Origin of the sequence: Spirillospora sp. NPDC048819, from assembly GCF_040650055.1 — a bacterium.
In the GTDB taxonomy this organism is placed as follows: Bacteria; Actinomycetota; Actinomycetes; order Streptosporangiales; family Streptosporangiaceae; genus Spirillospora.
Genome location: NZ_JBEZGN010000016.1, coordinates 41,481 through 65,467, shown reverse-complemented (window position 1 = coordinate 65,467; position 23,987 = coordinate 41,481). Strand labels below are relative to the sequence as shown.

Genomic DNA, 23,987 nt, shown 5'->3' with positions numbered 1-23,987 from the left:
CGTGAAGTCACCGTCGGTCATCTGACGATGACGGTCAGGTGTTGACGCCGTGGTCGCGCAGGATGTCGTTGAGGGACGCCTTGTCGTGCCGCTGCCCCTCTTCGAGGCGCTTCAGGATGAGCACCGCCGGGAGCCCGAACGTCCCGCCCTTGAACTCCTTGGTGCGGGTGCCGCCGACGGCGACGCACCAGTCCGGGATGCGGCCGCGGCTGATCTCCTCGCCCGTCTCCACGTCGATGACCGGCATGGACGCCGACAGGTTCGTGCCGGAGCCGACGACGGCGCCCTTCCCGACCCGCGCGCCCTCGACGATCATCGAGCGGCTGCCGATCATCGCCTCGTCCTCGATGATCACCGGCTTGGCGTTCGGCGGCTCCAGGACGCCGCCGATGCCGACGCCGCCGGACAGGTGGACGTTCTTGCCGACCTGGGCGCAGGAGCCCACGGTCGCCCACGTGTCGACCATCGTGCCGGAGTCGACGTAGGCGCCGATGTTGGTGAACGACGGCATCAGCACCACGCCGGGCGCCAGGTAGGAGCCCCAGCGGGCGATCGCGCCGGGGACGACGCGGACGCCGTCCAGGCGGCTCTTCAGCGGGATGCGGTCGTGGTACCGGAAGTCGCCGACCTGGGAGCGCGCCATGGCGAGGACCTTGAAGCTCAGCAGGATCGCCCGCTTGGCCCGCTCGTCGACGATCACTTCGTCGGACGCGGGGTCGATGTGGGCGACGCGGGCCTCCCCGGCGTCGATCTGGTCGACGGCGGCCACGATGGCGGCCCGCGCGTCGGCGTCCTCAGGGGTGAGGTCGGCGCGCCGCTCCCACAGCTCGTCGATGCCGCCGGAGATCGGGCTGGTGAACGATTCGGTCATGCCTCCTGAGCTTACTGGTGGCCATCTCCCGGTACCTTCGTCGCGTGGCTGTTTGGGCAAGGTTGAGGACACGCCCCGATGGGGGCGCGGACGACGGCGGCGGGCGCCGCCGCCGCGGCGGCCTGGGCTGGGCCGCGGGCCTGTCGGTCATCGTGGTGCTGCTGACCGTGGGCGGCTATGTGCTGTTCCAGCGCGCCCGCCCCTACCTGCACGGGTCCGGCTGCGAGGTGACGTCGAGCGCCGGCAAGATGCCGCTCGACCTGGAGCAGGGCGCGAACGCCGCCACGATCGCCGCCGTCGCGTTCCGCAAACGGCTGCCGGAGCGGGCCGTGGTGATCGCCTACGCGACCGCGATCCAGGAGTCGCACATGCGCAACCTCCCCGGCGGCGACCGCGACTCGGTGGGCATGTTCCAGCAGCGCCCGTCGCAGGGCTGGGGCACCCCCGACAAGCTCCGCGACCCCGTCCAGTCCACCAGCAAGTTCTTCGACGCCCTGGTCAAGGTGAAGGACTACCTGGACAGCGACCTGCACGTCGCGGCGCAGGAGGTGCAGCGCAGCGCCGACGGCCGCGCCTACGCCCAGCACGAGGACGAGGGCGAGGTCCTCGCGCTGGCTTTCACGGGACGCGAGCCGGGCACCGCGCGCTGCTGGTACCCGCCCGACAAGCGGACCGAGTCCCGCCGCCCGGAGGCGATCCGGGAGATGCGCCGCGCGTTCGGCAGCCGCCTCCAGGTGGGCGGCCCGAGCCCCCTCACGGCGGGCGCGCCGTCACGTCCGGAGTCCTGGAACGCGGTGAAGGTGACCAGCGCGCGGTTCGGCTGGGCCGTCGCCGCGTGGGCGGTGACGCACGCGCAGGTGTACGGGCTCACCGAGGTCCGCTACGCCGGCAAGCACTGGCAGGCCGAGGCGGGCCACGACGGCTGGACGCCGGACGGGTCGGCCCCCGACGACGGCGTCATCGTCAAGTGACTTCGGTGATCTTGAGGGGGCGGCCGGTGAGGACGGCGGCCGCGGCGGCGTAGCCGGGGCCGGGGTCGAGGTCGGCCAGGCGGACGGGGGAGACCGCCGCCTCGCCGTCCCACGCCAGGACCTCGGCGGGCTCGTCGGGTGCGGTGACGCGGATGGCCGTCATCGGGGCGGCCAGGCCGTGGCCCGTGGCCTTCAGCAGCGCCTCCTTGCGGCTCCAGTAGGAGTGGAAGCCGCGCCTGCGGTCCGGCATGGCCGCGAGTGCCTCCCGCTCCGGGGCGGTGAGGACCATCTCGGCGAGCCGGTCGATGTCGCGGTCGCTCTCGCGCTCCACGTCCACGCCGACCTCGGCGCCCTCGGCGAGGACGAGCACGACCCGGTCACCGGAGTGGGAGAGCGAGAAGTCCACGCCGGCGCCAGGGAGCCTGGGCTTGCCGTGGGCGCCGCCGCAGTGGCGGCAGCCGGTGGTGAACCGGATGCCGCGCGGGTCGCGGCCCGTGACCTCGGCCAGCGTCGTCCGCGCGAGGAACCGGCCGGTGACGAAGCGGGCCCGGTCCTCGGCGCGGCGGAAACGCTCGTAGCGGTCGCGTTCCGCGTCGTCGAGGAGGGCGCGCATCCCGGGCTCGTCGGCCGGGACCGCCCAGTGGACGGCGCACTCCAGCACATTCATGTCCACGACGCGATGATAAGACTTGAGCATGGGCCTGGATCTCTTCTCCGACGTCGCGGACCTGACGGCGGCGATCGTCGACATCGAGTCGGTGAGCGGCGCCGAGGAGCCCCTCGCCGACGCCGTCGAGGCGGCGCTGCGGACACTGCCGCATCTGGCGGTGGAACGCGACGGCAACAACGTCGTCGCCCGCACCGGCCTCGGACGCGCCGAACGCGTCGTCCTGGCCGGGCATCTCGACACCGTGCCGCTGAACGGCAACCTGCCGTCCCGCGTGGTGGGCGACCGGCTCTACGGCTGCGGCACGACGGACATGAAGAGCGGCGTCGCCGTCGCCCTCCGCCTCGCCGCGACCGTCACCGCGCCGACGCGCGACATCACCTACGTCTTCTACGACTGCGAGGAGATCGAAGCCGAGCGCAACGGGCTGCGGCGGCTCGCGGAGACGCGCCCCGACCTGCTCGCCGGCGACTTCGCGGTGCTGATGGAGCCGACCGGCGCCCAGATCGAGGGCGGCTGCCAGGGCACGTTGCGCGCCGAGGTCACGGCGAAAGGGGAGCGGGCCCACAGCGCGCGGGCGTGGATGGGCTCCAACGCGATCCACGCCGCGGGAGCGATCCTGGACGTGCTCCGCGCGTACGAGCCGACCCGTCCGGTCGTGGACGGCCTGGAGTACCGCGAGGGCCTGAACGCCGTGTTCATCGGCGGCGGCGTCGCGGGCAACGTCATCCCCGACGCATGCGTCGTCACGGTGAACTACCGGTTCGCGCCCGACAAGTCCGCCGCCGACGCCGAGGCGTACGTCCGGGAAATCTTCGGCGGCTTCGAGGTGAAGGTCACCGACAGCGCCGCGGCCGCGCGTCCCGGGCTGACGCATCCTGCGGCCGCCGCGTTCGTCGCGTCCAGCGGCGCCGAAGTCCGCGCCAAACTCGGCTGGACGGACGTCGCCCGCTTCGCCGAACTCGGCGTCCCGGCCGTGAACTACGGGCCCGGCGAGCCCACCCTCGCCCACACCAAGGACGAGTACGTCGAGATTCCTCTGATAGCGGAGTGCGAGCGACGTATGCGCACGTGGCTGGAGGGGCCTACTAACGTGGCCCCATGCCTTTGAATCCTGATTCCCCCATGCGACGGTCGGGGCCCGCCATGCTGCGGGGCAGAGCCGTCCCGAAGACCACCACCGACCAGCGGCTGCTGGAGGCGCGCGGCCCGGTCGACTGGGTGCACGCCGACCCGTGGCGCGTGCTGCGGATCCAGGCGGAGTTCGTCGAGGGCTTCGGCCTCCTGGCGGAGCTGCCGAAGGCGGTCAGCGTGTTCGGCAGCGCCCGCACCAAGCCGGACTCCGACGAGTACAAGCTCGGCGTGGAGATCGGCGCCCTGCTGCACGAGGCGGGCTACGCCGTGGTCACCGGCGGCGGCCCGGGGATCATGGAGGCGGCCAACAAGGGCTGCGACGAGAACGGCGGCCTGTCGGTCGGCCTCGGCATCGAGCTGCCCTTCGAGCAGAAGCTGAACGACCACATCGACATCGGGCTGGAGTTCCGCTACTTCTTCGTCCGCAAGACCATGTTCGTGAAGTACTCGCAGGCGTTCGTGGTGCTGCCCGGCGGCTTCGGGACGCTGGACGAGCTGTTCGAGGCGATCACCCTCGTCCAGACCAGGAAGATCACCCGGTTCCCGATCGTCCTCGTCGGCACCGAGTTCTGGGGCGGCCTGATCGAGTGGATCCGCTCGACCATGCTCCCCTCCGCCAAGATCTCCCCTCACGACCTCGACCTGATCCACCTCACCGACGACCCGGAGGAGGCCGTCCGCATCATCGTGGAAGGCCACACCCGCGCCGAGCAGGAGATCATCGAGGCCCGCGCGCAGGCCGAGGCGGGGGAGACCGGGGCCGAGTGACTCACCGGCGGCGCAGGCGGCGGGACGAGGGCTCGGGGGCCAGCCGCCCGCCGACGACGACGCCGTACAGCAGATGGTCCAGGGCGACCACGGTCCGCCACGCGAAACCGTGCTCGTGCACATGCCTGACGCCGAGCGCCGGGGCGATGCCGACCTCGAAGCCGAGCCAGATCGCCAGCCCGTAGACGGGCCCGCTGACGGGGTTGCCCCGGACCCGGCGGGGCAGCAGCCCGTACACGGCGCCGCCGGCCGTGCCGTACGTCCAGTGGAAGAGTTCGGTGAGGGCCTCCCGATGCCGTTCGGGCAGCTTCCGGAGGAACGGCAGATGCTTCTCCACGATCGCCTCGGGCGGTGTCTGCTCGTGCGGCCCGACGGCCGCGGTCACGGTCCGCACGCCGGTCATCGCCATCGCGGCGACGAGCCCGCGCGCTCCCGCGCGGACGATCGTGCCCGCGTCCCTCTCCGGCATCCGTGTCCCCATGACGACCTCCCCGTGGGGTCGTCTGCCCTCTCCTCCGGCGCCCATGCGCCGAGCGGCCGGGTGGGCGTAGGGATCGCGTGAAGATCGGGGACGTCGGCGTAGGGAAAGCGTCAAGACGGGCGAGAATCGCCTGAACCGGGTGTTTTCTTCGGGCATGGCAGATTTTGCGCTTCTCGCGCTGACGCTCGCGGTGTTCGCGGTGCTCGGCCTCGTCGTCAAGGGGGCGGGACGGCTGTGAGCCCCGAGAACGCCGTCGGGCTGGTGCTCGCGTCCGGGCTGATCGTCTTCCTCGTCGTGGCGCTTCTCCTTCCGGAGAGGTTCTGATGGGGCCGGCGACGGCCGGGATCCTCTTCATCGGATCACTCGCCCTCGTCCTGGCGGCCGTGCACGTGCCGCTGGGCGACCACATGTACCGGGTGTTCACGTCCCGCCGGCACTGGAAGGTGGAGCGGGCCGTCTACAGGGCCGTCGGAGTCGACGCCGAGGCGGAGCAGAGCTGGGGCGGCTACGCCCGGAGCGTGCTCGCGTTCTCGCTCGTCTCCGTGCTGGCCCTCTACGGACTGCAGCGGCTGCAGGGCCATCTGCCGGCCGGCCTCGGCTTCGGCGGCGTCGACCCCGACATCGCGTGGAACACCGCGATCAGTTTCGTCACCAACACGAACTGGCAGGCCTACTCCGGCGAGAGCACCATGGGGTACCTGGTGCAGATGGCCGGGCTCGCGGTCCAGAACTTCGTGTCCGCCGCGGTCGGAATCGCCGTCGCGATGGCGTTCGTGCGGGGCCTCGCCCGCCGCAGGACCGGGAACCTCGGCAATTTCTGGGTGGATCTCACCCGGGCCGTGCTGCGGGTCCTGCTGCCCATCGCGGCGGCCGCCGCGATCGTGCTGATCGCGGGCGGCGCGATCCAGAACTTCGCCGACCCGCACACCGTCTCCACGCTCACCGGCGGACGGCAGACGATCACCGGTGGGCCGGTCGCGTCCCAGGAGGCCATCAAGGAGCTCGGCACCAACGGCGGGGGCTTCTACAACGCCAACTCCGCGCATCCGTTCGAGAACCCGACGAGCTGGACGAACTGGGTCGAGATCCTGCTGATCCTGCTGATCCCGTTCACGCTGCCCCGCACGTTCGGGCGGATGGTCGGCGACCGGCGCCAGGGCGGCGCGATCGTCGCGGTGATGGCCACGCTGGCGCTCCTCAGCGTCGTGGCGCTGAACGCCGCGCAACTCGCGCACCACGGGACGGTCCCGGAGTCGGTGACCGCGGCGTCGGAGGGCACCGAGTCCCGGTTCGGGGTCGCGAACTCCGCGACGTTCGCCGCGGCGACGACGCTGACCTCGACCGGCGCCGTCGACTCGTCCCACGACTCCTACACGAGCCTCGGCGGCGCGGTGGCCATGCTGAACATGATGGTCGGTGAGGTCGCCCCCGGCGGCGTCGGATCGGGCCTGTACGGGATGCTCATCCTGGCGATCATCACCGTGTTCGCGGCGGGGCTGATGGTCGGCCGCGCGCCCGCCTACCTCGGCAAGCGGATCGGTACCCGCGAGATCAAGCTCGCCTCGCTGTACTTCCTGGTCACCCCGGTGATCGTCTTGGTGGGCACCGGCATCGCGATGGCGTTCGAGACGCCGCGCGAGAGCATGCTGAACGTGGGGCCGCACGGCCTGTCCGAGGTGCTGTACGCGTTCACGTCGGCGGGCAACAACAACGGCTCGGCGTTCGCGGGCCTCACCGCCGCCACCCCGTTCTACGACATCGCGCTGGGCCTGGCCATGGCGTTCGGCCGGTTCCTGCCGATGGTGATCGCGCTGGCGCTGGCCGGGTCGCTGGCGAGGCAGACGCCGGTGCCGGAGTCGGCGGGCACGCTGCCGACGCACCGTCCGCAGTTCGTCGGCCTGGTCGCCGGCGTCACCCTCGTTCTCGTCGCCCTGACGTTCCTTCCCGCGCTGGCGCTCGGGCCGCTCGCGGAGGGGATCCGCTGATGTTCACGAACATGCTGCTCGCCTCGCTGCCCGCCGCGCTGCGCAAGCTCGATCCGCGGGTCATGTGGCGCAACCCGGTGATGCTGGTCGTCGAGATCGGCGCGGTGTGGACGACGGTCATGGCCGTCCTCGACCCCGCCGTGTTCCCGGTGCTGATCGCGGTCTGGCTGTGGCTGACCGTGCTGTTCGCCAACCTCGCCGAGGCCGTGGCCGAGGGACGCGGCAGGGCGCAGGCCGACACGCTCCGCAGGACGCGGAAGGACACGGCGGCCCGGCGGCTGACCGGGTGGGAGCCCGGCGGGACCGGACGGGAGGAGACCGTCCCGGCGGCCGGGCTGCGCCGCGGCGACATCGTGGTCGTCGAGGCCGGGGAGATCATCCCGGGCGACGGGGACGTCGTCGAGGGCATCGCCAGCGTGGACGAGTCCGCGATCACCGGGGAGTCCGCGCCGGTCATCCGGGAGTCCGGGGGCGACCGCAGCGCGGTGACCGGGGGGACGCGGGTGCTCTCGGACCGGATCGTCGTGCGGATCACGCAGCGGCCGGGCGAGTCGTTCGTCGACCGGATGATCGCCCTGGTGGAGGGGGCGTCCCGGCAGAAGACCCCGAACGAGATCGCGCTGAACATCCTGCTGGCGGCGCTGACGATCATCTTCCTCGTGGCGGTCGCGAGCATGCAGCCGCTCGCGGTCTTCTCCGTGGCGAACGATCCGGGCGCCGCCGGCGGTACCGCGATCGACGCCCACGGCGTGACCGGGGTCGTGCTGGTCTCGCTGGTGGTGTGCCTCATCCCGACGACGATCGGCGCTCTGCTGTCGGCGATCGGCATCGCGGGCATGGACCGCCTCGTCCGGCGCAACGTGCTGGCGATGTCGGGACGCGCCGTCGAGGCCGCCGGAGACGTCGACACGCTGCTGCTCGACAAGACCGGCACGATCACGCTCGGCGACCGGCAGGCGTCGGAGTTCGTCCCCGTCGGCGGCATGTCGCCGGAGGAGCTGGCCGACGCGGCGCAGCTGTCCTCGCTGGCCGACGAGACCCCCGAGGGACGCTCCGTCGTGGTGCACGCCAAGGAGGTCTACGGGCTGCGCGAACGGCTCCCGGGTGAGCTGTCCCACGCGGAATGGGTCCCGTTCACGGCGCAGAGCCGCATGTCCGGCGTGGACGTGGACGGCCACCGGCTCCGCAAGGGCGCGTCCGGCGCCGTCACCGACTGGGTCCGCGGCCAGGGCGGCGTGGTCCCTCCCGAGCTCGCCGGCATCGTGGACGGCATAGCGGCGTCCGGCGGCACCCCACTGGTCGTCGGCGAGGCCCGGGACGGCGCGGCGGGGCCGGTGTCGCGCGTGCTCGGCGTCGTCCATCTGAAGGACGTGGTCAAGCCGGGGACGCGCGAGCGGTTCGCCCGGATGCGCGCCATGGGCATCAGAACGATCATGGTCACCGGCGACAACCGGCTGACCGCGAAGGCCATCGCCGACGAGGCCGGGGTGGACGACTTCCTCGCCGAGGCCAGGCCCGAGGACAAGATGGCCTTCATCAGGGCCGAGCAGGAGGGCGGCCGGCTCGTCGCGATGACCGGGGACGGCACCAACGACGCGCCCGCGCTCGCGCAGGCCGACGTCGGCGTCGCCATGAACACCGGCACGAGCGCCGCCAAGGAGGCCGGGAACATGGTCGACCTGGACTCCGACCCGACCAAGCTCATCGAGATCGTCGAGATCGGCAAGCAGCTGCTCATCACGCGCGGCGCGCTGACGACGTTCTCGATCGCCAACGACGTCGCCAAGTACTTCGCCATCATCCCGGCGCTGTTCGTGGGGCTGTTCCCGGGGCTGGACGCGCTGAACGTGATGCGGCTGTCCGGCCCGCAGTCGGCGATCCTGTCGGCCGTCGTCTTCAACGCGCTGGTCATCGTCGCGCTGATCCCGCTGGCGCTGCGGGGCGTGCGCTACCGGCCGGGCCCGGCGTCCCGGCTGCTGAACCGCAACCTGCTGGTCTACGGGCTCGGCGGCGTCGCCGCCCCGTTCGCCGGCATCAAGATCATCGACCTTGCCGTCCAGTTCGTCCCGGGGGTCCACTGATGAACGCGCTGCCCGCCCGGCTTCGCGGGCACCTCGCCGCCCTGCGCGCGGTGCTCGTCTTCACCGCCCTCTGCGGCATCGTCTACCCCCTCTTCGTCACCGCCGTCGCCCAGCTGCCCGGCCTGAAGGACCACGCGAACGGCTCCTACGTCCGCGTGGACGGCCGGCGGGCCGGCAGCGAACTCATCGGCCAGCCGTTCACCGGCGCCGACGGCGCGCCGCTCAGGCAGTACTTCCAGAGCCGTCCCTCGGCCGCGGGCGACGGCCACGACCCGACCGCGACGTCCGCGAGCAACCTCGGCCCCGAGGACATCGTCGACACGAACGACCGGGAGAGCCTGCTCACCGCCGTCTGCGCGCGCAGCAAGGCGGTCGGGGAGCTGGAGGGCGTGGACGGGTCCCGCCCGTACTGCACCGACGGCGGCGCCGGTGCGGTCCTGTCCGTCCTCGGCCCCCGGGACGCCGCCGGCGTCGTCGCTCACCCGACCAGGGTGATCAGCGTCAACGAGCCCTGCCCGGCCGTCCCGTTCCTCGCCGGGTACAAGGGGGTCAGGGTGGAATGCGGCGCGCCGGGCCAGGACCCCCGCGCCGGGCGGATCGTGCCGGTCCGGGGGGACGCCCCGGCGGAGCCCGCGGTCTCGGCCGACGCGGTCACCGCCAGCGGCTCCGGTCTCGACCCCCACATCTCCACCGCCTACGCCGAGCTCCAGGCGAAGCGCGTCGCGGCCGAGCGGGGCGTCCCGGTCGGCACGGTCCGGAAGCTGATCGACGACGCGACCACCGGCCGCGCCCTCGGCTTCATGGGCGAGCCGGCCGTGAACGTCCTGAACCTGAACATCGCCCTCGACCGGGTCGCCCCGTTCCGGGGCTGAGAGGATGACGCCATGGCCAGGGGGCAGCTCCGCATCTACCTGGGCGCCGCCCCAGGGGTCGGAAAGACCTACGCCATGCTGGCGGAGGGGCGGCGCCGGTCGGAACGCGGCACCGACGTGGTCGTCGGCTACGTCGAGACGCACGGCCGGCCGCGCACCGCCGCCCTCCTGGACGGCCTGGAGGTCCTCCCGCGCGCGACGACGACCCACCGGGGCGCCGAGTTCACCGAACTCGACGTCGACGCGGTGCTGCGCCGCGCCCCCGACGTCGTGCTCGTGGACGAGCTGGCGCACACCAACGTGCCGGGCGTCCGGCACGACAAACGCTGGCGGGACGTCGAAAAGATCCTCGACGCGGGCATCGACGTCATCTCCACCGTGAACGTCCAGCATCTGGAGTCGGTCAACGACGTCGTCGAGAACATCACCGGCGTGCCGCAGCGGGAGACCGTCCCGGACGAGGTGGTCCGCAGCGCCCAGCAGGTCGAACTGGTCGACATGGCACCCGAGGCGCTGCGCCGCCGGATGGCGCACGGCAACATCTACCGGCCCGAGAAGGTGGACGCCGCGCTGTCCAACTACTTCCGGGTCGGGAACCTCACCGCGCTGCGCGAGCTGGCGCTGCTGTGGCTCGCGGGCAAGGTCGACGAGCAGCTCGACCGGTACCGCGCCGACCACGGGATCGGCGGCACCTGGGAGGCGCGCGAACGGATCGTCGTGGCGCTCACCGGCGGGCCGGAGGGCGAGACGCTGCTGCGCCGCGCGACCCGGATCGCCGCCAGGTCCAAGGGCGCCGATCTGCTCGCCGTCCACGTGACGCACGGCGACGCGCTGAGCGGGACGCGGCCCCGCGACCTGGCGCGGCAGCGGGAGATCGTGGAGGGGCTCGGCGGCACCTTCCACCAGGTCGTCGGCGACGACGTCGCCCGCGCCCTCCTGGACTTCGCGCGCGCCGTCAACGCGACCCAGCTCGTCCTCGGCGTGTCCCGCCGGGGAAGGTTCGCCCAGCTGCTGCGGCCGGGGATCGGGGTGACGACGACCGCGCTGTCCGGCACGATCGACGTCCACATGGTCACCCACGACCAGGCCAGGCGCGGCGTGGGGCGGCCGGCGCGCGACCGGGGGCTGGCGCCCGGCCGCCGCATCGCCGGGTTCCTGCTCGCCGGCTGCGGTCTGCCGCTGCTGACGTTCGGGCTGGCGCAGGCGCGTCCCACGCTGTCGCTGCCGTCCGACATCCTGTTCTTCCTCGCGGCCGTCGTCGCGATCGCGCTGGTCGGCGGGATGCGGCCGGCGCTGTTCACCGCGGTCGCCGGGTTCCTGCTGCTCAACTGGTTCTTCACCCCGCCCCTGCACCGGTTCACCGTCGCCGAGCAGGAGAACCTCATCGCGCTCGCGGTGTTCGTGCTGGTCGCCGTCGGCGTCAGCCTGGTGGTGGACCATGCCGCGCGGCGGTCGCGGGAGGCGGCGAGGCTCGGCGGCGAGGCCGGGCTGCTGTCGGCCCTGGCCGGGAACGTCCTGCGCGGCGAGCGCGCGCTGGACACGCTGCTCGGGCGGATGCGCGAGACGTTCGGGCTGACGTCGGTGACGCTGCTGGAACGCCCCGTCCCCGCCACGCCCGACAGCCACGGCGACCCCGCCGACTGGCGGATCGTCGCGACGGTCGGCGGCCGTCCCTGCACCTCGCCCGGCGAGGGCGACACCGAGATCCCCGCCGGCGACGGCCTCACCCTGGCGATCCGCGGCCGTCCGCTCCCGGCGGGCGACCGGCGCGTGCTGGAGGCCTTCGCCGTCCAGGCCGCGGCGGCGCTGCGCGGGCAGCGGCTGGAGGCGGAGGCGGAGCGGGCCCGGCCGCTGGAGGCGGCCGACCGGATGCGCACCGCGCTCCTCAACGCCGTCAGCCACGACCTCCGCACGCCGCTGGCCTCGGCGAAGGCCGCCGTCGACAGCCTCGCCACCACCTCGATCGACTGGACGCCGCAGGAGCGCGCCGAACTGCTCGACACGGCGGTGCAGTCCCTCGACCGCCTCGACCGGCTGGTCGCCAACCTGCTCGACATGAGCCGCCTCCAGGCCGGTGTGCTCGGCATCGCCGCGCAGCCGATCGCCCTGGACGAGATCGTCCCGCGGGCCCTGGACGACCTCGGCGACGACGCCGCGGGCAGGGTCACCGTCCAGCTCGGTGACGACCTGCCGGAGGTGACCGCCGACCCGGCGCTGCTGGAACGCGTCCTGGTCAACCTGATCGCCAACGCCCTGCGCTACGCCCCACCCGGCGAACCGTCCTCCAGCCCCCACCCGCCACCATCCAATCGACGAGCTTCGCTCGGCGAACCCGTGCTCGTCACCGCGGGGGTCATCAGAGACCGCGTCGAGTTGCGGATCGCCGACCGCGGTCCCGGCGTCCCGCAGGGGGAGCGCGAACGGATCTTCCTGCCGTTCCAGCGGCTCGGCGACCGCGACGCCCACACCGGGGTCGGGCTCGGTCTCGCGCTGGCCCGCGGGCTCACCGAGGCCATGGGCGGCGAACTCGTCCCCGAGGACACGCCCGGCGGCGGCCTCACGATGATCGTCGCGCTGCCCGTCCACCGCACGGAGGGATCGTCATGACGCGGGTCCTCGTCGTCGACGACGAACCGCAGCTCCTGCGCGCCCTGCGGATCAACCTGCGCGCCCGTGACTACGACGTGGAGGTCGCCGCCGACGGCACCACCGCGCTCCGCCGGGCCGGGGCGTCACCGCCCGACCTGGTCGTCCTCGACCTCGGCCTGCCCGACATCCCGGGCATCGACGTCATCCACGGCCTGCGCGGCTGGACGCGGGTGCCGATCATCGTCCTGTCCGGCCGGGCCGGCAGCCAGGACAAGGTGGAGGCGCTGGAGGCGGGTGCCGACGACTACGTCACCAAGCCGTTCGACATCGCCGAACTCGTCGCCCGCATCCGCGCGGTGACCCGCCGCGTCTCCGTGACCGGCGCGGGCCGGCGGGTGGACGTCGGCGAGCACACCGTCGACCTCGCCGACAAGACGGTGACCGGCGGCGTCCACCTCACCCCGACCGAGTGGCACCTGCTGGACGTCCTGCTCCGCAACCCCGGAAAGCTGATCAGCCAGCGGCAGCTTCTCACCGCCGTCTGGGGCCCCTCCTACCAGCGCGAGACCCACTACCTGCGCCAGTACATGGCCCAGCTCCGCCGCAAGCTCGAAACCGACCCCGCGCACCCCCGGCACCTGCTGACCGAACCCGGGATGGGCTACCGCTTCCAGCCTTGATCACGAGTCGGGCGGCGGCCCGATGCCTGATCTCCGGGAGACGGGAAAGGGACTGTCCGGAGGTGGAGTGTGAACAGGAACGCGAAGACAAAGGGGTGTGCGGCGGCGCTGGGGCTGCTGCTGGTCGCCGGATGCAGCGGCGGCGAGGACGCGGAGCGGGTGGGGGCCGGGACGCGGACTCCGGTGCCGGCGACCGGGGCGGCGGTGCAGCTCCAGCAGCAGTACGAGCAGGTCGTCGATGCCGTGCTGCCCTCGGTGGTGAAGATCCAGACGGACCAGGGCGAGGGATCGGGGGTCGTCTTCGACGATCAGGGGCATGTCGTGACCAACGCTCACGTGGTCGCCGGAGCGCGCCAGATCCGGGTCACCGCGTCCAGCGGCGGCTCACCGCATGAGGCGGACCTCGTGGGCGCCTTCGCGCCCGACGACCTGGCCGTGGTCAAGGTGGACGGCGTGTCGCTGAAACCGGCGCAGTGGGGTGACTCCAGCAAAGCGGAGGTCGGGCAGATCGTCCTGGCCATGGGCAACCCGCTGGGCCTGGCCGGGAGCGTGACCAACGGCATCGTGTCCGCGCTGCACCGGACGGTGTCGACTCAGGGTGAGGGCGACTTCCCCGGCTCGACGATCGCCGAGGCGATCCAGACGAGCGCGGCGATCAACCCGGGCAACAGCGGAGGCGCCCTGGTCACGCTGAACGGGAACGTGATCGGCGTCCCGACCGCCGCGGCCTCGGACCCGTCGATCGGCGGCGCGGCGGCCGGCATCGGGTTCGCGACGCCGAGCAACACGGTCAAGCGGATCGTCCCGCAGCTGATCCGGACCGGGGAGGTGTCCGACTCCGGGCGGGCGGCGCTCGGCGTGGTGGTGCGCACGCTCGTCGACCCGCAGAGCGGGCAGGGGTCCGCGGTCGCCGTCGTGGAGGTCACGGAGAACGGCGGGGCCGCCAAGGCGGGCATCGAGGCGGGCGACCTGATCCTGTCGGTGAACGGCACCGCGACGCCCTCGCAGACGGCGCTGTCGTCGGTGCTCGCGAACATGAGTCCCGGCGATGTCGTGACCGTCGAGATCCAGAAGCGGGACGGCTCGAAGAAGAAGGTGAAGGTGACGCTCGGCGAGCTCCCCGGAAACGCCTGACCCCTCCTGGACGCCCCCGCCTGTACGGAGGTACAGTGTACGGACGTACAGGCTACTGAACATGCGTACAGGCGGTGGGGGATGTGTCGGGACGTGAGCGGCCCGAGGACCTGACCGGCCGCGCCCGGATCAGGGACGCGGCGCTGCTGCAGTTCGCGGAGCTGGGCCTGAGGGGCGCGACGATCCGCGGCATCGCGAAGGCCGCCGGCGTCTCGCCCGCCCTGGTCCAGCACCACTACGGGACCAAGGAGGCGCTGCGCCGGGCGTGCGACGAGCACGTGATCGAGGTCATCCGCGAGGTCAAGCAGGAGGCGCTCAGCGGGGGAATGGCCAACCCCGGGTTCATGGCGATCGCCGTGCGGACGGCCCTGCCCATCCAGCGGTACGTGGCCCGCGCCCTGACCGACGACTCCGAGGCCGCTCGCGCCCTGTTCGACGACGCCGTGGAGTTCAGCGAGGAGGTCCTGAGCCGCGGATCGCCGGGCATGTCCGAACCGCAGACCGACGATTTGCACGCCTACGCGACCGTCCTGACGGCGATGAACTTCGGGCTGATCGTCCTGCACGAACACCTCTCGCGAACCTTGGGCGGCGACGTCCTGAAGGGCGACGGCTATCCCCGGATGGCCCTCGCGATGATGGACGTCTACGACGACAGACTGCTGACACCGGAACTGTCCGAGCAGGCGCGCACCGCCCTGAAGTCCATGCTCGCCAAGGGCGGAACGCCCCCTCATGAGGAGAACCGGTGACCATGAAAACGCCCCCCGTCGAGGTGTCCGGCCTCGTCAAGAACTTCGGCCGGACCCGCGCCCTGGACGGTCTCGACCTGACCGTCGAGCCCGGAGAGGTGCACGGCTTCCTCGGCCCGAACGGCTCGGGGAAGTCGACCACCATCAGGATCCTGCTCGGCCTGCTGCGCGCGGACGCGGGCACGGCCCGGCTGCTCGGCGGCGACCCCTGGCACGACGCCACCGAACTGCACCGGCGCATCGCCTACGTCCCCGGTGACGTGACGCTGTGGCCCAACCTGTCCGGCGGCGAGGTGATCGACCTGCTCGGGCGGATGCGCGGCGGGACGAACGCGGTCCGCAAGGCCGAGCTGCTGGACCGGTTCGAGCTGGACCCGCGCAAGAAGGGCCGCGCCTACTCCAAGGGCAACCGGCAGAAGGTCGGCCTCGTCGCCGCGCTCGCCTCCGACGCCGAGCTGCTGCTGCTGGACGAACCCACGTCCGGCCTGGACCCCCTCATGGAGGAGGTGTTCCAGGAGTGCGTCCGCGAGGCGCGCGGCGAGGGACGGACCGTCCTGCTGTCCAGCCACATCCTGTCCGAGGTCGAGGCGCTGTGCGACCGGGTGACGATCATCCGCAAGGGCGCCGCGGTCGAGTCCGGCACCCTGGACGAGCTGCGGCACCTGACCCGCACCTCGATCCACGCCGAGCTCGCGTCCCCGCCGGACGGCCTTCCGCTGCCCGGCGCCCATGACGTCCGCATCGACGGCACGACCATCACGTTCGAGGTGGACACCCCGCGGCTCGACGACGCGCTGCGGCAGCTCACCGAGATCGGCGTCCGCAGCCTGACCAGCCGGCCGCCGACGCTGGAGGAGCTGTTCCTGCGGCACTACAAGGACGAACTGGCCGAAGAGGTCGCGCGATGAAGGGGCTCGCCGGAACCGGCGGGCTGATCCGGCTGATCCTGCGGCGTGACCGGTTCCTCCTCCCGGCCTGGACACTGGTGGCCGCCCTCATCCCGATCAACTTCGCGGCGGCCACCGAGGAGCTTCTCCCGACGGCCGCCGACCGCATGCAGTACGCGGGCACCACCGGGACGAACCCGACGTTCCTGGCGCTGTACGGGCCGCTGTACAGCAACGACCTCGGCGGCATCATCGCCCAGCGCGCCGGGTTCCTCCCCGTGGTCGTCGGGTTGATCAGCGTGCTCACGGTCATCCGGCACACCCGCACCGAGGAGGAGGCGGGACGCCGCGAGCTGCTCGGCGCCACGGTGACCGGCCGCGGCGCGGGCCTCGCCGCGGCCCTCATCGTCACGATGGCGGCCAGCCTCGTGATCGCCGTGCTGCTCGCCGCCGGGATGGCGGCGCAGGGCCTGCCGCTCGCCGGGTCGCTGGCCTTCGGCCTGCAGCTCGCCGCCGGCGGGTGCGTGTTCGCCGCGGTCGCGGGCGTCGCCGCGCAGCTCAGCGAGGGCGCCGGCGCGGCCAGGGGAGTGGCCGTCGGCGTGCTCGGCGGCGCGTTCGTGGTCCGGATGGCCGCCGACGTCGGCGGCGCGGGCAACGGGCTGTCGTGGCTCGGCTGGCTGTCCCCGTTCGGCTGGGCGCAGCGGATGCGTCCCTACGGCGGGGAGCGCTGGTGGACGCTCGCGCTGATCGCCGCCCTCGTCGCCGCCCTGGTGGCGGCGGCAGCCGCGCTGTCGGCCCGCAGGGACGTGGGTGCGGGGATCATGCCGCCGAAGCTCGGGCCCGCCGGCGCCCCGCCCCGCCTGTCGGGTCCGTTCGGGCTCGGCTGGCGGCTGCAGAGCCGTCCCCTGTACGGCTGGGTCGCGGGGTTCGCCGCGCTCGGCGTCGTGTACGGCGGCGTCGCGGGCGGCGTGAAGGACATGGTGGCGGACAACCCCGAACTGGAGGAGATCTTCACGGCCCTCGGCGGGCAGTCCGGTATCACCGACGCCTTCTTCGCCTCGGCGATGAGCATCCTCGGCCTGATCGCGGCGGCGTACGCGGTGTCGGCGACGCTGCGGCTGCGGACCGAGGAGGCGGGGCAGCGCGCCGAGCCGCTGCTCGCCACGGCGACCGCGCGGCTGCGGTGGGCGGCGAGCCACCTGGCGTTCTCGCTGCTGGGGCCTGCCGCCGCGCTGGCCGTCGCCGGCGCCGCCGCGGGGCTGGCGCACGGCCTGAACGTCGGCGACGTCGGCCGCGAACTGCCCCGCGTCCTCGGTGCGGCGCTGGCGCAGCTGCCGGCGGTCTGGCTCGTCGCGGCGATCGCGCTCGCCCTGTTCGGCCTGGCGCCCCGGTTCGCCGGCGCCGCCTGGGCGGCCGTCGCGGCCTTCGTGGTGATCTCCATGTTCGGGGCGGCGCTCGACCTGAACCAGTGGATCATGAACCTGTCGCCGTTCACCCACATCCCGAAGCTCCCCGGCCACGCGCTCACCGCCGCGCCCTTCGGCTGGCTCGTGGCGCTGACCGCGGTGCTGTCGGTCGCCGGGCTCGCCGGTTTCCGGCGCAGGGACGTGTCCGCCCACTGACCGGTCACCGGTTAGATTGGCCCGGTGGAATCCGCGAAGCCGCTTGCCATCTGTGTGTTCTGCTCGTCCAGCGGGAGGATCGACCGCCGCTACGTCGACCTCGCCGCGCAGGTCGGCACCGAGCTCGCCGGGCGGGGGCACAGCCTGGTCAGCGGCGGCGCCCAGGTGTCGTGCATGGGAGCCGTCGCCCGCGCGGCGCGGGCCGGCGGCGCCCGCACCGTCGGGGTGATCCCCGAGGGGCTGGTCAGCGTCGAGATCTCCGACGAGGACAACGACGAGCTGATCGTCACCGGCGACATGCGGGCCCGCAAGGGCGAGATGGACCGCCGCAGCGACGCGTTCCTCATCCTGCCGGGCGGCATCGGCACGCTGGAGGAGCTGTTCGAGGTGTGGACGGCCCGGGTCCTCGGGATGCACGAGAAGCCGGTCGTCATCCTCGACCCGACCGGCGTGTACGACCCGCTCCGCGAGCTGATGGAGGGCCTCACCGAGCAGGGCTTCGCCCGCCACCGGATCTGGGACGCGATCGGCTGGACGGCCACGGTCCCCGAGGCGTTCGACCTTCTGGAGCGTTCGCAGCCCCGCATCGAGTTCTCCCCCGGGGACTACGCGGAGACCCAGCTCTGACCGCGCCGCCGCGGGGCGGCCGCCGGCGAGCGCACCGGTTCAGTGCTTGCGGCCCGGCATGTTCTCGTACATCTCGGTGAGCTTCTGCCGGAAGCCGCGCGCGGCGATGCCGATCTTCTGCGGGTCCCGGACGCCGGCCTTGACCGCCTTCTTCGCCTGGTCCTTCATGATGTGCGGCGGGATCGGGGCGATCTCGTTGTCGACGACGAACTCCAGCACCACGGGACGGTCACTGGCCAGGGCCTCCTCCCAGGCCTCGGTGACCTTCTCGGGCTTGTCGCAGTAGATGCCCTTGAGCCCGCACATCTCGGCGTACTTGGCGTAGGGGAAGTCCGGGATGGACTGCGAGCCCTCGTACTTGGGGTCGCCGCCCATCGCGCGCTGCTCCCAGGTGACCTGGTTGAGGTCCTGGTTGTTGAAGACGCAGAAGACCAGCGGCGGGGAGCCCGCCATGCGGTCGGCGTACCGCTTGACCGTGAGCATCTCGTTCATGCCGTTCATCTGGAACGCGCCGTCGCCGACGAAGCAGATCACCGGGCGGTCCGGGAAGGCGAACCGGGCGGCGATCGCGTACGGGACGCCGGGTCCCATCGTGGCGAGGGTCCCCGACAGCGACGCCTTCATGCCGTCGCGGAGCTTGATGTGGCGCGCCCACCAGTTGGTGGCCGAGCCGGAGTCGGCGGTGAGGACCGTCCCGTCCTGGAGCAGCGGGGACAGCTCGTGCGCCACGGCCTGGGGGTTGATCTTGCCTTCGAAGCTCTGCCCGGCCCGCTTCGCCATGACGGTGTTCCAGCTGCGGACGTTCTCCTCGATCTCCTCGCGCCAGGACCGGTCCTCCTTGCGCCGCAGGAGCGGGATCAGCTCCCTGAGCGTCTCCTTGGCGTCGCCGACGACATGGGCGTCCATCGGGTAGCGGATGCCGATCATCCGGCCGTCGATGTCGATCTCGACGCCGCGGCAACTGCCCTCGTCCGGCAGCCACTCGGCGTAGGGGAAGCTGCTGCCGATCATGAACAGGGTGTCGCAGTTCATGATCATCTCATCGCTGGCCTTGGAGCCGAGCAGGCCGATCGGGCCGGTCACGAACGGCAGGTCGTCCGGGACGACCTCGCGTCCGAGCAGCGCCTTGGCGATGCCCGCGCCGAGCAGCTCGGCCGCCTGCACGACCTCGTCCCGCGCGTTCGCGGCGCCCTGGCCGATCAGCATGGCGACCCTCTCGCCCTCGTTGAGGATGTCGGCGGCCTTGCGCAGCTCCTCGGCGTCGGGCAGGACGCGCGGCCGGCTCCACCCCACGCTGGAGTACACCGACCCGTGCTCCTTCGGCGGCGAGGGCATCGCCTCCGACTCCTGGACGTCCTCGGGAATGATCACGGTCGCGACGCCGCGGGTGGTCAGCGCCGTCTTGAACGCGCGGTCGATGACATGCCGGACCTGCCCGGGATGCATGCAGATCTGGCAGTACTCCGACACGTCGGCGAACAGGGTCTCCAGCGCCACTTCCTGCTGGTAGTGGGTTCCCTGGGCGAGGCGCTTCTGCTGCCCGACGATCGCGACGACGGGCTGGTGGTCCAGCTTCGCGTCGTACAGGCCGTTCAGCAGGTGGATCGCGCCCGGCCCGGACGTCGCCACGCAGCACCCGACCTCGCCGGTGAACTTGGCGTGCCCGCAGGCCATGAACGCCGCCATCTCCTCGTGGCGCGTCTGGATGAACTCCGGTCTCCCCTCGGCCCGGTCGAAGGCGCCGAGCATGCCGTTGATGCCGTCACCCGGATATCCGAAGACCCGCTCGACGTCCCATTCGGTCAGCCGCTGGAGGACGTAGTCGGCGACTTGCTGAGCCATTGATCTCTCCTCGTCGGTGATGTCGTCATGCCCGCCTTCCGCCGCGCCCCGTCAGCGCCGCAGCAGCTTCGCCGCGCCGGCCGCGGCGCCCGCGGCGGCTCCGGCCGTCGCGGCGCCCACCAGGTACTTGTGCCGCCCCGCCCACATCTGCGGGCTCCTGGCGTGCGACCGCTCGTCGAACCGGCCGTGGCTTCCGCGGTCGTGGCCGGGCGCGTCGTCGGCGGGCTCCCACAGGTTCGCCGGCTGGTCCGGGCGGGTGGGCTCGTCCGTCTGCTGCGACGCGAACGCCGTCCGCGCCAGATAGCGGTCCAGCAGCCCGGCCGCGAACTTGTTCGCGACGATCGTGCCGACCGTGCTGCCGCCGACCCAGTACTCGCGGCGCCGCGGATGCTCGGCGGCGTAGACGAGCGCGTCCGCCGCGATCTCCGGCTGGTAGATCGGCGGCACCGGCTGCGGGCGCCGCGGCAGCCGCGCCCGCACCCAGTCGAACTGGGGGGTGTTCACCCCCGGCATCTGCACCATCGTCACCTTCACCCCGCTGCCCTCGTGCATCAGTTCCGCGCGCAGCGAGTCGTGGAGCCCCTGGACGGCGTGCTTGGCGCCGCAGTAGGCGCTCTGCAGCGGGATCCCGCGGTAGGCCAGCGCCGAACCGCACTGGACGACGACGCCGCGATCGCGCGGCATCATCCGCTTCAGCGCCGCCCTGGTGCCGTTGGCGTAGCCGAGGTAGGTGACCTCGGTGGTGCGCTTGAACTCGTCCGGCTCGATCTCCCAGAACGGCGCGAAGACGGAGGAGAAGGCCACGTTCACCCAGACGCCGATGGGCCCCAACTCTTCCTCGACCGTCTGCGCCGCCCGCTCGACCTGGCCCATGTCGGCCACGTCGGTGCTGATCGGGAGTGCGTGCCCGCCGGCGGCCTCGACGTCGGCGGCGGCGCCCGCCAGCCCCTCCTCGCCTCGCGAGAGAAGGGCGACCCGGGCTCCCCGCCGGCCGAACGCCGCTGCGGCGGCCCGGCCGATCCCGCCACTGGCGCCCGTGACCACGACGACGGTGGCTTCATCGATCTCGTGTCTCATCTCGTCCCCATGGCGGCGGCTGGATCCGGCACAGAGAGCCACTGCCCGAGCCGAGCCCTCTGTAACGCGCCCGCCCGCGCCGCCGTCACCGGGGCGTCCGTGCCGCCGGACGGGGCGTCAGGTCGCGATGACTTCAAGTCAGAACGTCAAGATGTAAGAACAAAGTATTGACTGACGTTCGCCGCGGGGCTAGAAATGCACCCAAGCCTCGGAGATGACGAGCGAGTGAACGACCGGTGTCCGCCGCCGGTCGGCCAGGTTAATGACAAGTGAACTCGCCATCCCGATCGGAAGGCCATGGAGGCACAGCATGCGGGTCGGACTGTTGGGCGCGGGGAGGATCGGGGCGTGGCACGCCCGGTTCCTGGGCGGGCACCCCCTGGTGGGCGACCTGCTGATCGGCGACGCCGACCGGCGCCGCGCCGAGGCGCTCGCCGGCCCGCTCGGAGCGCGCGCCGACGTCCCGGACGCCGTGTTCGGCGCCGGCCTGGACGCGGTGGTGATCGCCACCCCCACCTCCACCCACGCCGAACTGCTCGTCCGCGCCTGCGACGCGGGCGTCCCCGCGTTCTGCGAGAAGCCCGTCGCGCCCGACCTGCGGACGACGCTGGAGGTCCGCGACCGCGCCGCCAAGACGGGCGTCCCCGTGCACATCGGCTTCCAGCGCCGGTTCGACGCCGGCTACGCGGCGGCCCGGCGCGCCGTGCAGGACGGACGGCTCGGCAGCCTGCACCGCGTCCACCTCGTCACCGCCGACCCCGCCCCGCCGGGCGCCGACTACGTCCGCTCGTCCGGCGGGATCTTCCGCGACTGCCACATCCACGACTTCGACATCCTGCGCTGGGTCACCGGGCGGGAGGTCGAGTCGGTGACCGCCGTCGGCGCCAACCGCGGGGACGCCTACTTCGCGGCGGCGGGCGACGTGGACACCAGCGCCGCCGTCATGGTCCTGGACGACGGGACGATCGTGACGCTGCAGGGCTCGCGGTACAACGGCGCCGGCTACGACGTCCGGATGGAACTGTCGGGCACCGCCGGAACATGGGTCGTCGGCCTGGACGAGCGCGCCGCGATCCGGTCGGCCGAACCCGGCGTCGACTGGCCGTCCGGCGACGCGTGGACGGACTTCTGGGAGCGTTTCGAACCCGCCTACGCGAGCGAGATTGGAACGTTCCTAGAAATGGCCAAGGGAACCGTGGCCAGCCCGTGCACGGTCGACGAGGCGCTGGAGGCGTTCTTCATCGCCGAGGCGGCCACGCTGTCGCTGCGCGAGGGCCGCCGCGTCGCACTCGCGGAGCTGCGATGACCTGGGCGATCGCGTTCGCCGCTGTGGCGCTGGCGTTCGTGTGGGTCACCGGGGTCAACGACGGCGCGGCGCTGCTCGGCCTCAGCGGGCGCTTCCCCCGCTCGCCGATGCTGCCGCTGGCCGCGCTGCTGCTCGTGCCGCTCGTCGTCGTCCCGCAGTTCACCGTCACGGTCGCCCGGACGTTCACCGAGGGCCTCACCGACCTCGGCGACCGGCGCGGCGCGCTCGCCTTCCTCCTCGGCGTCACCGTCGCGCTCGCCGTCGTCGGCGGCCTGTCCAGACGGGGGCTGCCGACGAGCCTGACGCTCGCGATCGTCGGCGGCATCGGCGGCGCCGGGCTCGGCATGGGCCTGGACGTCTCCTGGCGCGGGATCGCCCTCGTCCTGCTCATCGGGGCGGCGGCGCCGCTGGTCGGCCTGTGCGCCGGGTACGCGCTCGGCCGCGCCTCGCGGCGCGTGCCGTCCTTCACCCGGATGTCCGGCGCGCTGCGAGCCGTCCACGTCCTCGCCTACAGCGCCCAGTGCGCCGCCTACGCCGCCAACGACGGGCAGAAGATGCTCGCCGTCGTCAGCGTCGCGCGGCACGTCGTGTCCACCCGCAAACTCGGCGCGGTCGGGCCGGTCCAGCCGACCCCGCTGGTGCTCGCCGCGATCGCGGTCGTGTTCTGCGCCGGGGCGCTGAGCGCCGTCCACCGGGTGGGGGACCGGCTGGGACGCGGGCTGGTGCTCGCCCGCCCGCTGCACGTGGTGTCCACCGAGGCGGCCGCCGCCGCATCGGTCGCGGCCAGCTCTATCGCCGGCGCCCCCGTCAGCATGACGCAGTCCATCACCGCCGGGGTCGTGGGCGTCGCCGCCAGCGAGGGCACGTCCCGGGTGCGCTGGCAGAACGTCCTCGGCATCGGCGCGGCGTGGGTGTTCACGCTGCCGCTCGCGTTCGCCGCCGGCGCGCTCGGCGGCCTGGCGATGAGGACGCTGTGAGCGCGGCGATCCGGCCCGTCCGGCGGATGAGGCTCGTCTGGGACGATCTGCGCGGCCGGACGGGTGACCGGGTGATCGGGCAGGTCGCGCTGCAGGTCAGCGCGGCCCGCGACGGCGCCGAACTGGCCCGCGAGATGGCCGCCGGGCGCACCCCGTCCGGCCGGGCCCGCGCCCGGATGGCCGACATCGAGCACGCCGGCGACGCCGAGCGGGCCGCGCTCGCCGCGATGCTGCGCGGCGTCCTCGCCACCCCCATCGACAGGGAGGACCTCTACCGGCTCTCCCGCTCCGTCGACGACGTCCTGGACAACCTCCGCGACTTCGTCCGCGAGGCCGACATGTTCGGGCCGCCCGGACTCGGCTTCGCCGTACCCCCGCTGGACGCGGTGCTGGAAGGGCTGACCGCCCTCGACACCGCCGTCCGGAAGGTCCTCGCCGAGCCCGCCGCGGTCACCATCGCGGCGCTGGGCGCGCGCAAGGCCGGCAACCGTGTCCGGGAGACCCGGCAGGCGGCCCTCACCGAGTTGTTCGGCGGGCCGCTCGACATCGACGTCCTGCGCAAGCGGGAACTGCTCGACCGGCTCGACGCGGTCGGTCGGCGCCTCGGTGAGGCCGCCGACGCGCTCTCGGACGCAATGCTCAAACGCAGTCACTAGCCGTACCC

The 23,987-nt window shown here is 72.7% G+C and carries 22 protein-coding genes; 17 read left to right on the top strand and 5 right to left on the bottom strand.

Annotated features, from left to right (window positions below; genetic code table 11):
* Positions 1 to 34: 34 nt before the first annotated feature.
* On the bottom strand, positions 35 to 871 hold the full coding sequence (locus AB0C35_RS21920; RefSeq protein ID WP_358458589.1) for a 2,3,4,5-tetrahydropyridine-2,6-dicarboxylate N-succinyltransferase: 837 nt from the start codon (positions 869 to 871) through the stop codon (positions 35 to 37).
* Between the two features lie 44 nt (positions 872 to 915).
* Here AB0C35_RS21920 and AB0C35_RS21915 point away from each other — a divergent pair, with 44 nt between their 5' ends.
* Positions 916 to 1,842, top strand: coding sequence for a hypothetical protein (locus AB0C35_RS21915; protein WP_358458587.1), 927 nt, complete (start codon positions 916 to 918; stop codon positions 1,840 to 1,842).
* Here the strand turns inward: AB0C35_RS21915 and AB0C35_RS21910 are convergent.
* A complete protein-coding gene (locus AB0C35_RS21910) occupies positions 1,835 to 2,509 on the bottom strand; it encodes a 4'-phosphopantetheinyl transferase superfamily protein (RefSeq protein ID WP_358458836.1) in 675 nt (224 codons plus the stop codon). The genes AB0C35_RS21915 and AB0C35_RS21910 overlap by 8 nt on opposite strands.
* Before the next feature lie 28 nt (positions 2,510 to 2,537).
* Here AB0C35_RS21910 and dapE point away from each other — a divergent pair, with 28 nt between their 5' ends.
* Entirely contained in the window at positions 2,538 to 3,620 is a 1,083-nt protein-coding gene (gene dapE / locus AB0C35_RS21905; RefSeq protein WP_358458585.1) for a succinyl-diaminopimelate desuccinylase, read from the top strand.
* A gap of 14 nt (positions 3,621 to 3,634) precedes the next feature.
* Positions 3,635 to 4,411, top strand: coding sequence for a TIGR00730 family Rossman fold protein (locus AB0C35_RS21900; protein ID WP_358458583.1), 777 nt, complete (start codon positions 3,635 to 3,637; stop codon positions 4,409 to 4,411).
* A 1-nt stretch (position 4,412) separates the two neighbouring features.
* Here AB0C35_RS21900 and AB0C35_RS21895 read toward each other — a convergent pair whose 3' ends face one another.
* A complete protein-coding gene (locus AB0C35_RS21895; protein WP_358458581.1) occupies positions 4,413 to 4,892 on the bottom strand; it encodes a hypothetical protein in 480 nt (159 codons plus the stop codon).
* A gap of 234 nt (positions 4,893 to 5,126) precedes the next feature.
* Between AB0C35_RS21895 and kdpF the strand changes: the two genes are divergently transcribed.
* The 11 genes from kdpF to AB0C35_RS21840 all read left to right on the top strand — a co-directional run bounded on the left by kdpF (position 5,127) and on the right by AB0C35_RS21840 (position 18,121).
* Positions 5,127 to 5,216 (top strand): K(+)-transporting ATPase subunit F, encoded by a 90-nt coding sequence (gene kdpF / locus AB0C35_RS21890; protein WP_358458579.1) that lies wholly within the window; start codon positions 5,127 to 5,129, stop codon positions 5,214 to 5,216.
* Positions 5,216 to 6,877, top strand: a complete 1,662-nt coding sequence (gene kdpA / locus AB0C35_RS21885) for a potassium-transporting ATPase subunit KdpA (RefSeq protein WP_358458577.1) — start codon at positions 5,216 to 5,218, stop codon at positions 6,875 to 6,877. Before kdpF ends, kdpA begins: the two co-directional genes overlap by 1 nt.
* Entirely contained in the window at positions 6,877 to 8,958 is a 2,082-nt protein-coding gene (gene kdpB / locus AB0C35_RS21880) for a potassium-transporting ATPase subunit KdpB (protein WP_358458575.1), read from the top strand. Before kdpA ends, kdpB begins: the two co-directional genes overlap by 1 nt.
* On the top strand, positions 8,958 to 9,830 hold the full coding sequence (locus AB0C35_RS21875) for a potassium-transporting ATPase subunit C (protein WP_358458573.1): 873 nt from the start codon (positions 8,958 to 8,960) through the stop codon (positions 9,828 to 9,830). The genes kdpB and AB0C35_RS21875 overlap by 1 nt, the downstream gene beginning before the upstream one ends.
* 12 nt (positions 9,831 to 9,842) lie before the next feature.
* Entirely contained in the window at positions 9,843 to 12,437 is a 2,595-nt protein-coding gene (locus AB0C35_RS21870) for a sensor histidine kinase KdpD (protein WP_358458571.1), read from the top strand.
* A complete protein-coding gene (locus AB0C35_RS21865; RefSeq protein ID WP_358458569.1) occupies positions 12,434 to 13,099 on the top strand; it encodes a response regulator in 666 nt (221 codons plus the stop codon). Before AB0C35_RS21870 ends, AB0C35_RS21865 begins: the two co-directional genes overlap by 4 nt.
* Before the next feature lie 69 nt (positions 13,100 to 13,168).
* Positions 13,169 to 14,233: a trypsin-like peptidase domain-containing protein gene (locus AB0C35_RS21860; protein ID WP_358458567.1), complete on the top strand. Its 1,065-nt coding sequence runs from the start codon at positions 13,169 to 13,171 to the stop codon at positions 14,231 to 14,233.
* Positions 14,234 to 14,316: 83 nt separating this feature from the next.
* Positions 14,317 to 14,985, top strand: coding sequence for a TetR family transcriptional regulator (locus AB0C35_RS21855; protein ID WP_358458565.1), 669 nt, complete (start codon positions 14,317 to 14,319; stop codon positions 14,983 to 14,985).
* A gap of 2 nt (positions 14,986 to 14,987) precedes the next feature.
* A complete protein-coding gene (locus AB0C35_RS21850; protein WP_358458563.1) occupies positions 14,988 to 15,893 on the top strand; it encodes an ABC transporter ATP-binding protein in 906 nt (301 codons plus the stop codon).
* Entirely contained in the window at positions 15,890 to 17,494 is a 1,605-nt protein-coding gene (locus AB0C35_RS21845) for an ABC transporter permease (RefSeq protein ID WP_358458561.1), read from the top strand. The genes AB0C35_RS21850 and AB0C35_RS21845 overlap by 4 nt, the downstream gene beginning before the upstream one ends.
* Positions 17,495 to 17,518: 24 nt before the next feature.
* Complete coding sequence (locus tag AB0C35_RS21840; protein ID WP_358458559.1) at positions 17,519 to 18,121, top strand: TIGR00730 family Rossman fold protein; 603 nt, start codon at positions 17,519 to 17,521, stop codon at positions 18,119 to 18,121.
* A gap of 39 nt (positions 18,122 to 18,160) precedes the next feature.
* Here the strand turns inward: AB0C35_RS21840 and AB0C35_RS21835 are convergent, their stop codons facing one another.
* Together AB0C35_RS21835 and AB0C35_RS21830 are read right to left on the bottom strand one after the other, a co-directional pair.
* Positions 18,161 to 19,963 (bottom strand): thiamine pyrophosphate-requiring protein, encoded by a 1,803-nt coding sequence (locus tag AB0C35_RS21835; protein ID WP_358458557.1) that lies wholly within the window; start codon positions 19,961 to 19,963, stop codon positions 18,161 to 18,163.
* A 51-nt stretch (positions 19,964 to 20,014) separates the two neighbouring features.
* Complete coding sequence (locus AB0C35_RS21830) at positions 20,015 to 21,040, bottom strand: SDR family oxidoreductase (RefSeq protein ID WP_358458555.1); 1,026 nt, start codon at positions 21,038 to 21,040, stop codon at positions 20,015 to 20,017.
* A gap of 310 nt (positions 21,041 to 21,350) precedes the next feature.
* Between AB0C35_RS21830 and AB0C35_RS21825 the strand changes: the two genes are divergently transcribed.
* The 3 genes from AB0C35_RS21825 to AB0C35_RS21815 are packed head-to-tail and all read left to right on the top strand — an operon-like array spanning position 21,351 to position 23,979.
* Positions 21,351 to 22,346, top strand: a complete 996-nt coding sequence (locus AB0C35_RS21825) for a Gfo/Idh/MocA family oxidoreductase (RefSeq protein ID WP_358458553.1) — start codon at positions 21,351 to 21,353, stop codon at positions 22,344 to 22,346.
* Positions 22,343 to 23,323 carry an inorganic phosphate transporter gene (locus AB0C35_RS21820; protein ID WP_358458551.1) on the top strand — a complete coding sequence of 327 codons (981 nt, stop codon included), beginning with the start codon at positions 22,343 to 22,345 and terminating at the stop codon, positions 23,321 to 23,323. Before AB0C35_RS21825 ends, AB0C35_RS21820 begins: the two co-directional genes overlap by 4 nt.
* Positions 23,320 to 23,979, top strand: coding sequence for a DUF47 family protein (locus AB0C35_RS21815; RefSeq protein WP_358458549.1), 660 nt, complete (start codon positions 23,320 to 23,322; stop codon positions 23,977 to 23,979). Before AB0C35_RS21820 ends, AB0C35_RS21815 begins: the two co-directional genes overlap by 4 nt.
* Positions 23,980 to 23,987 lie beyond the last annotated feature (8 nt).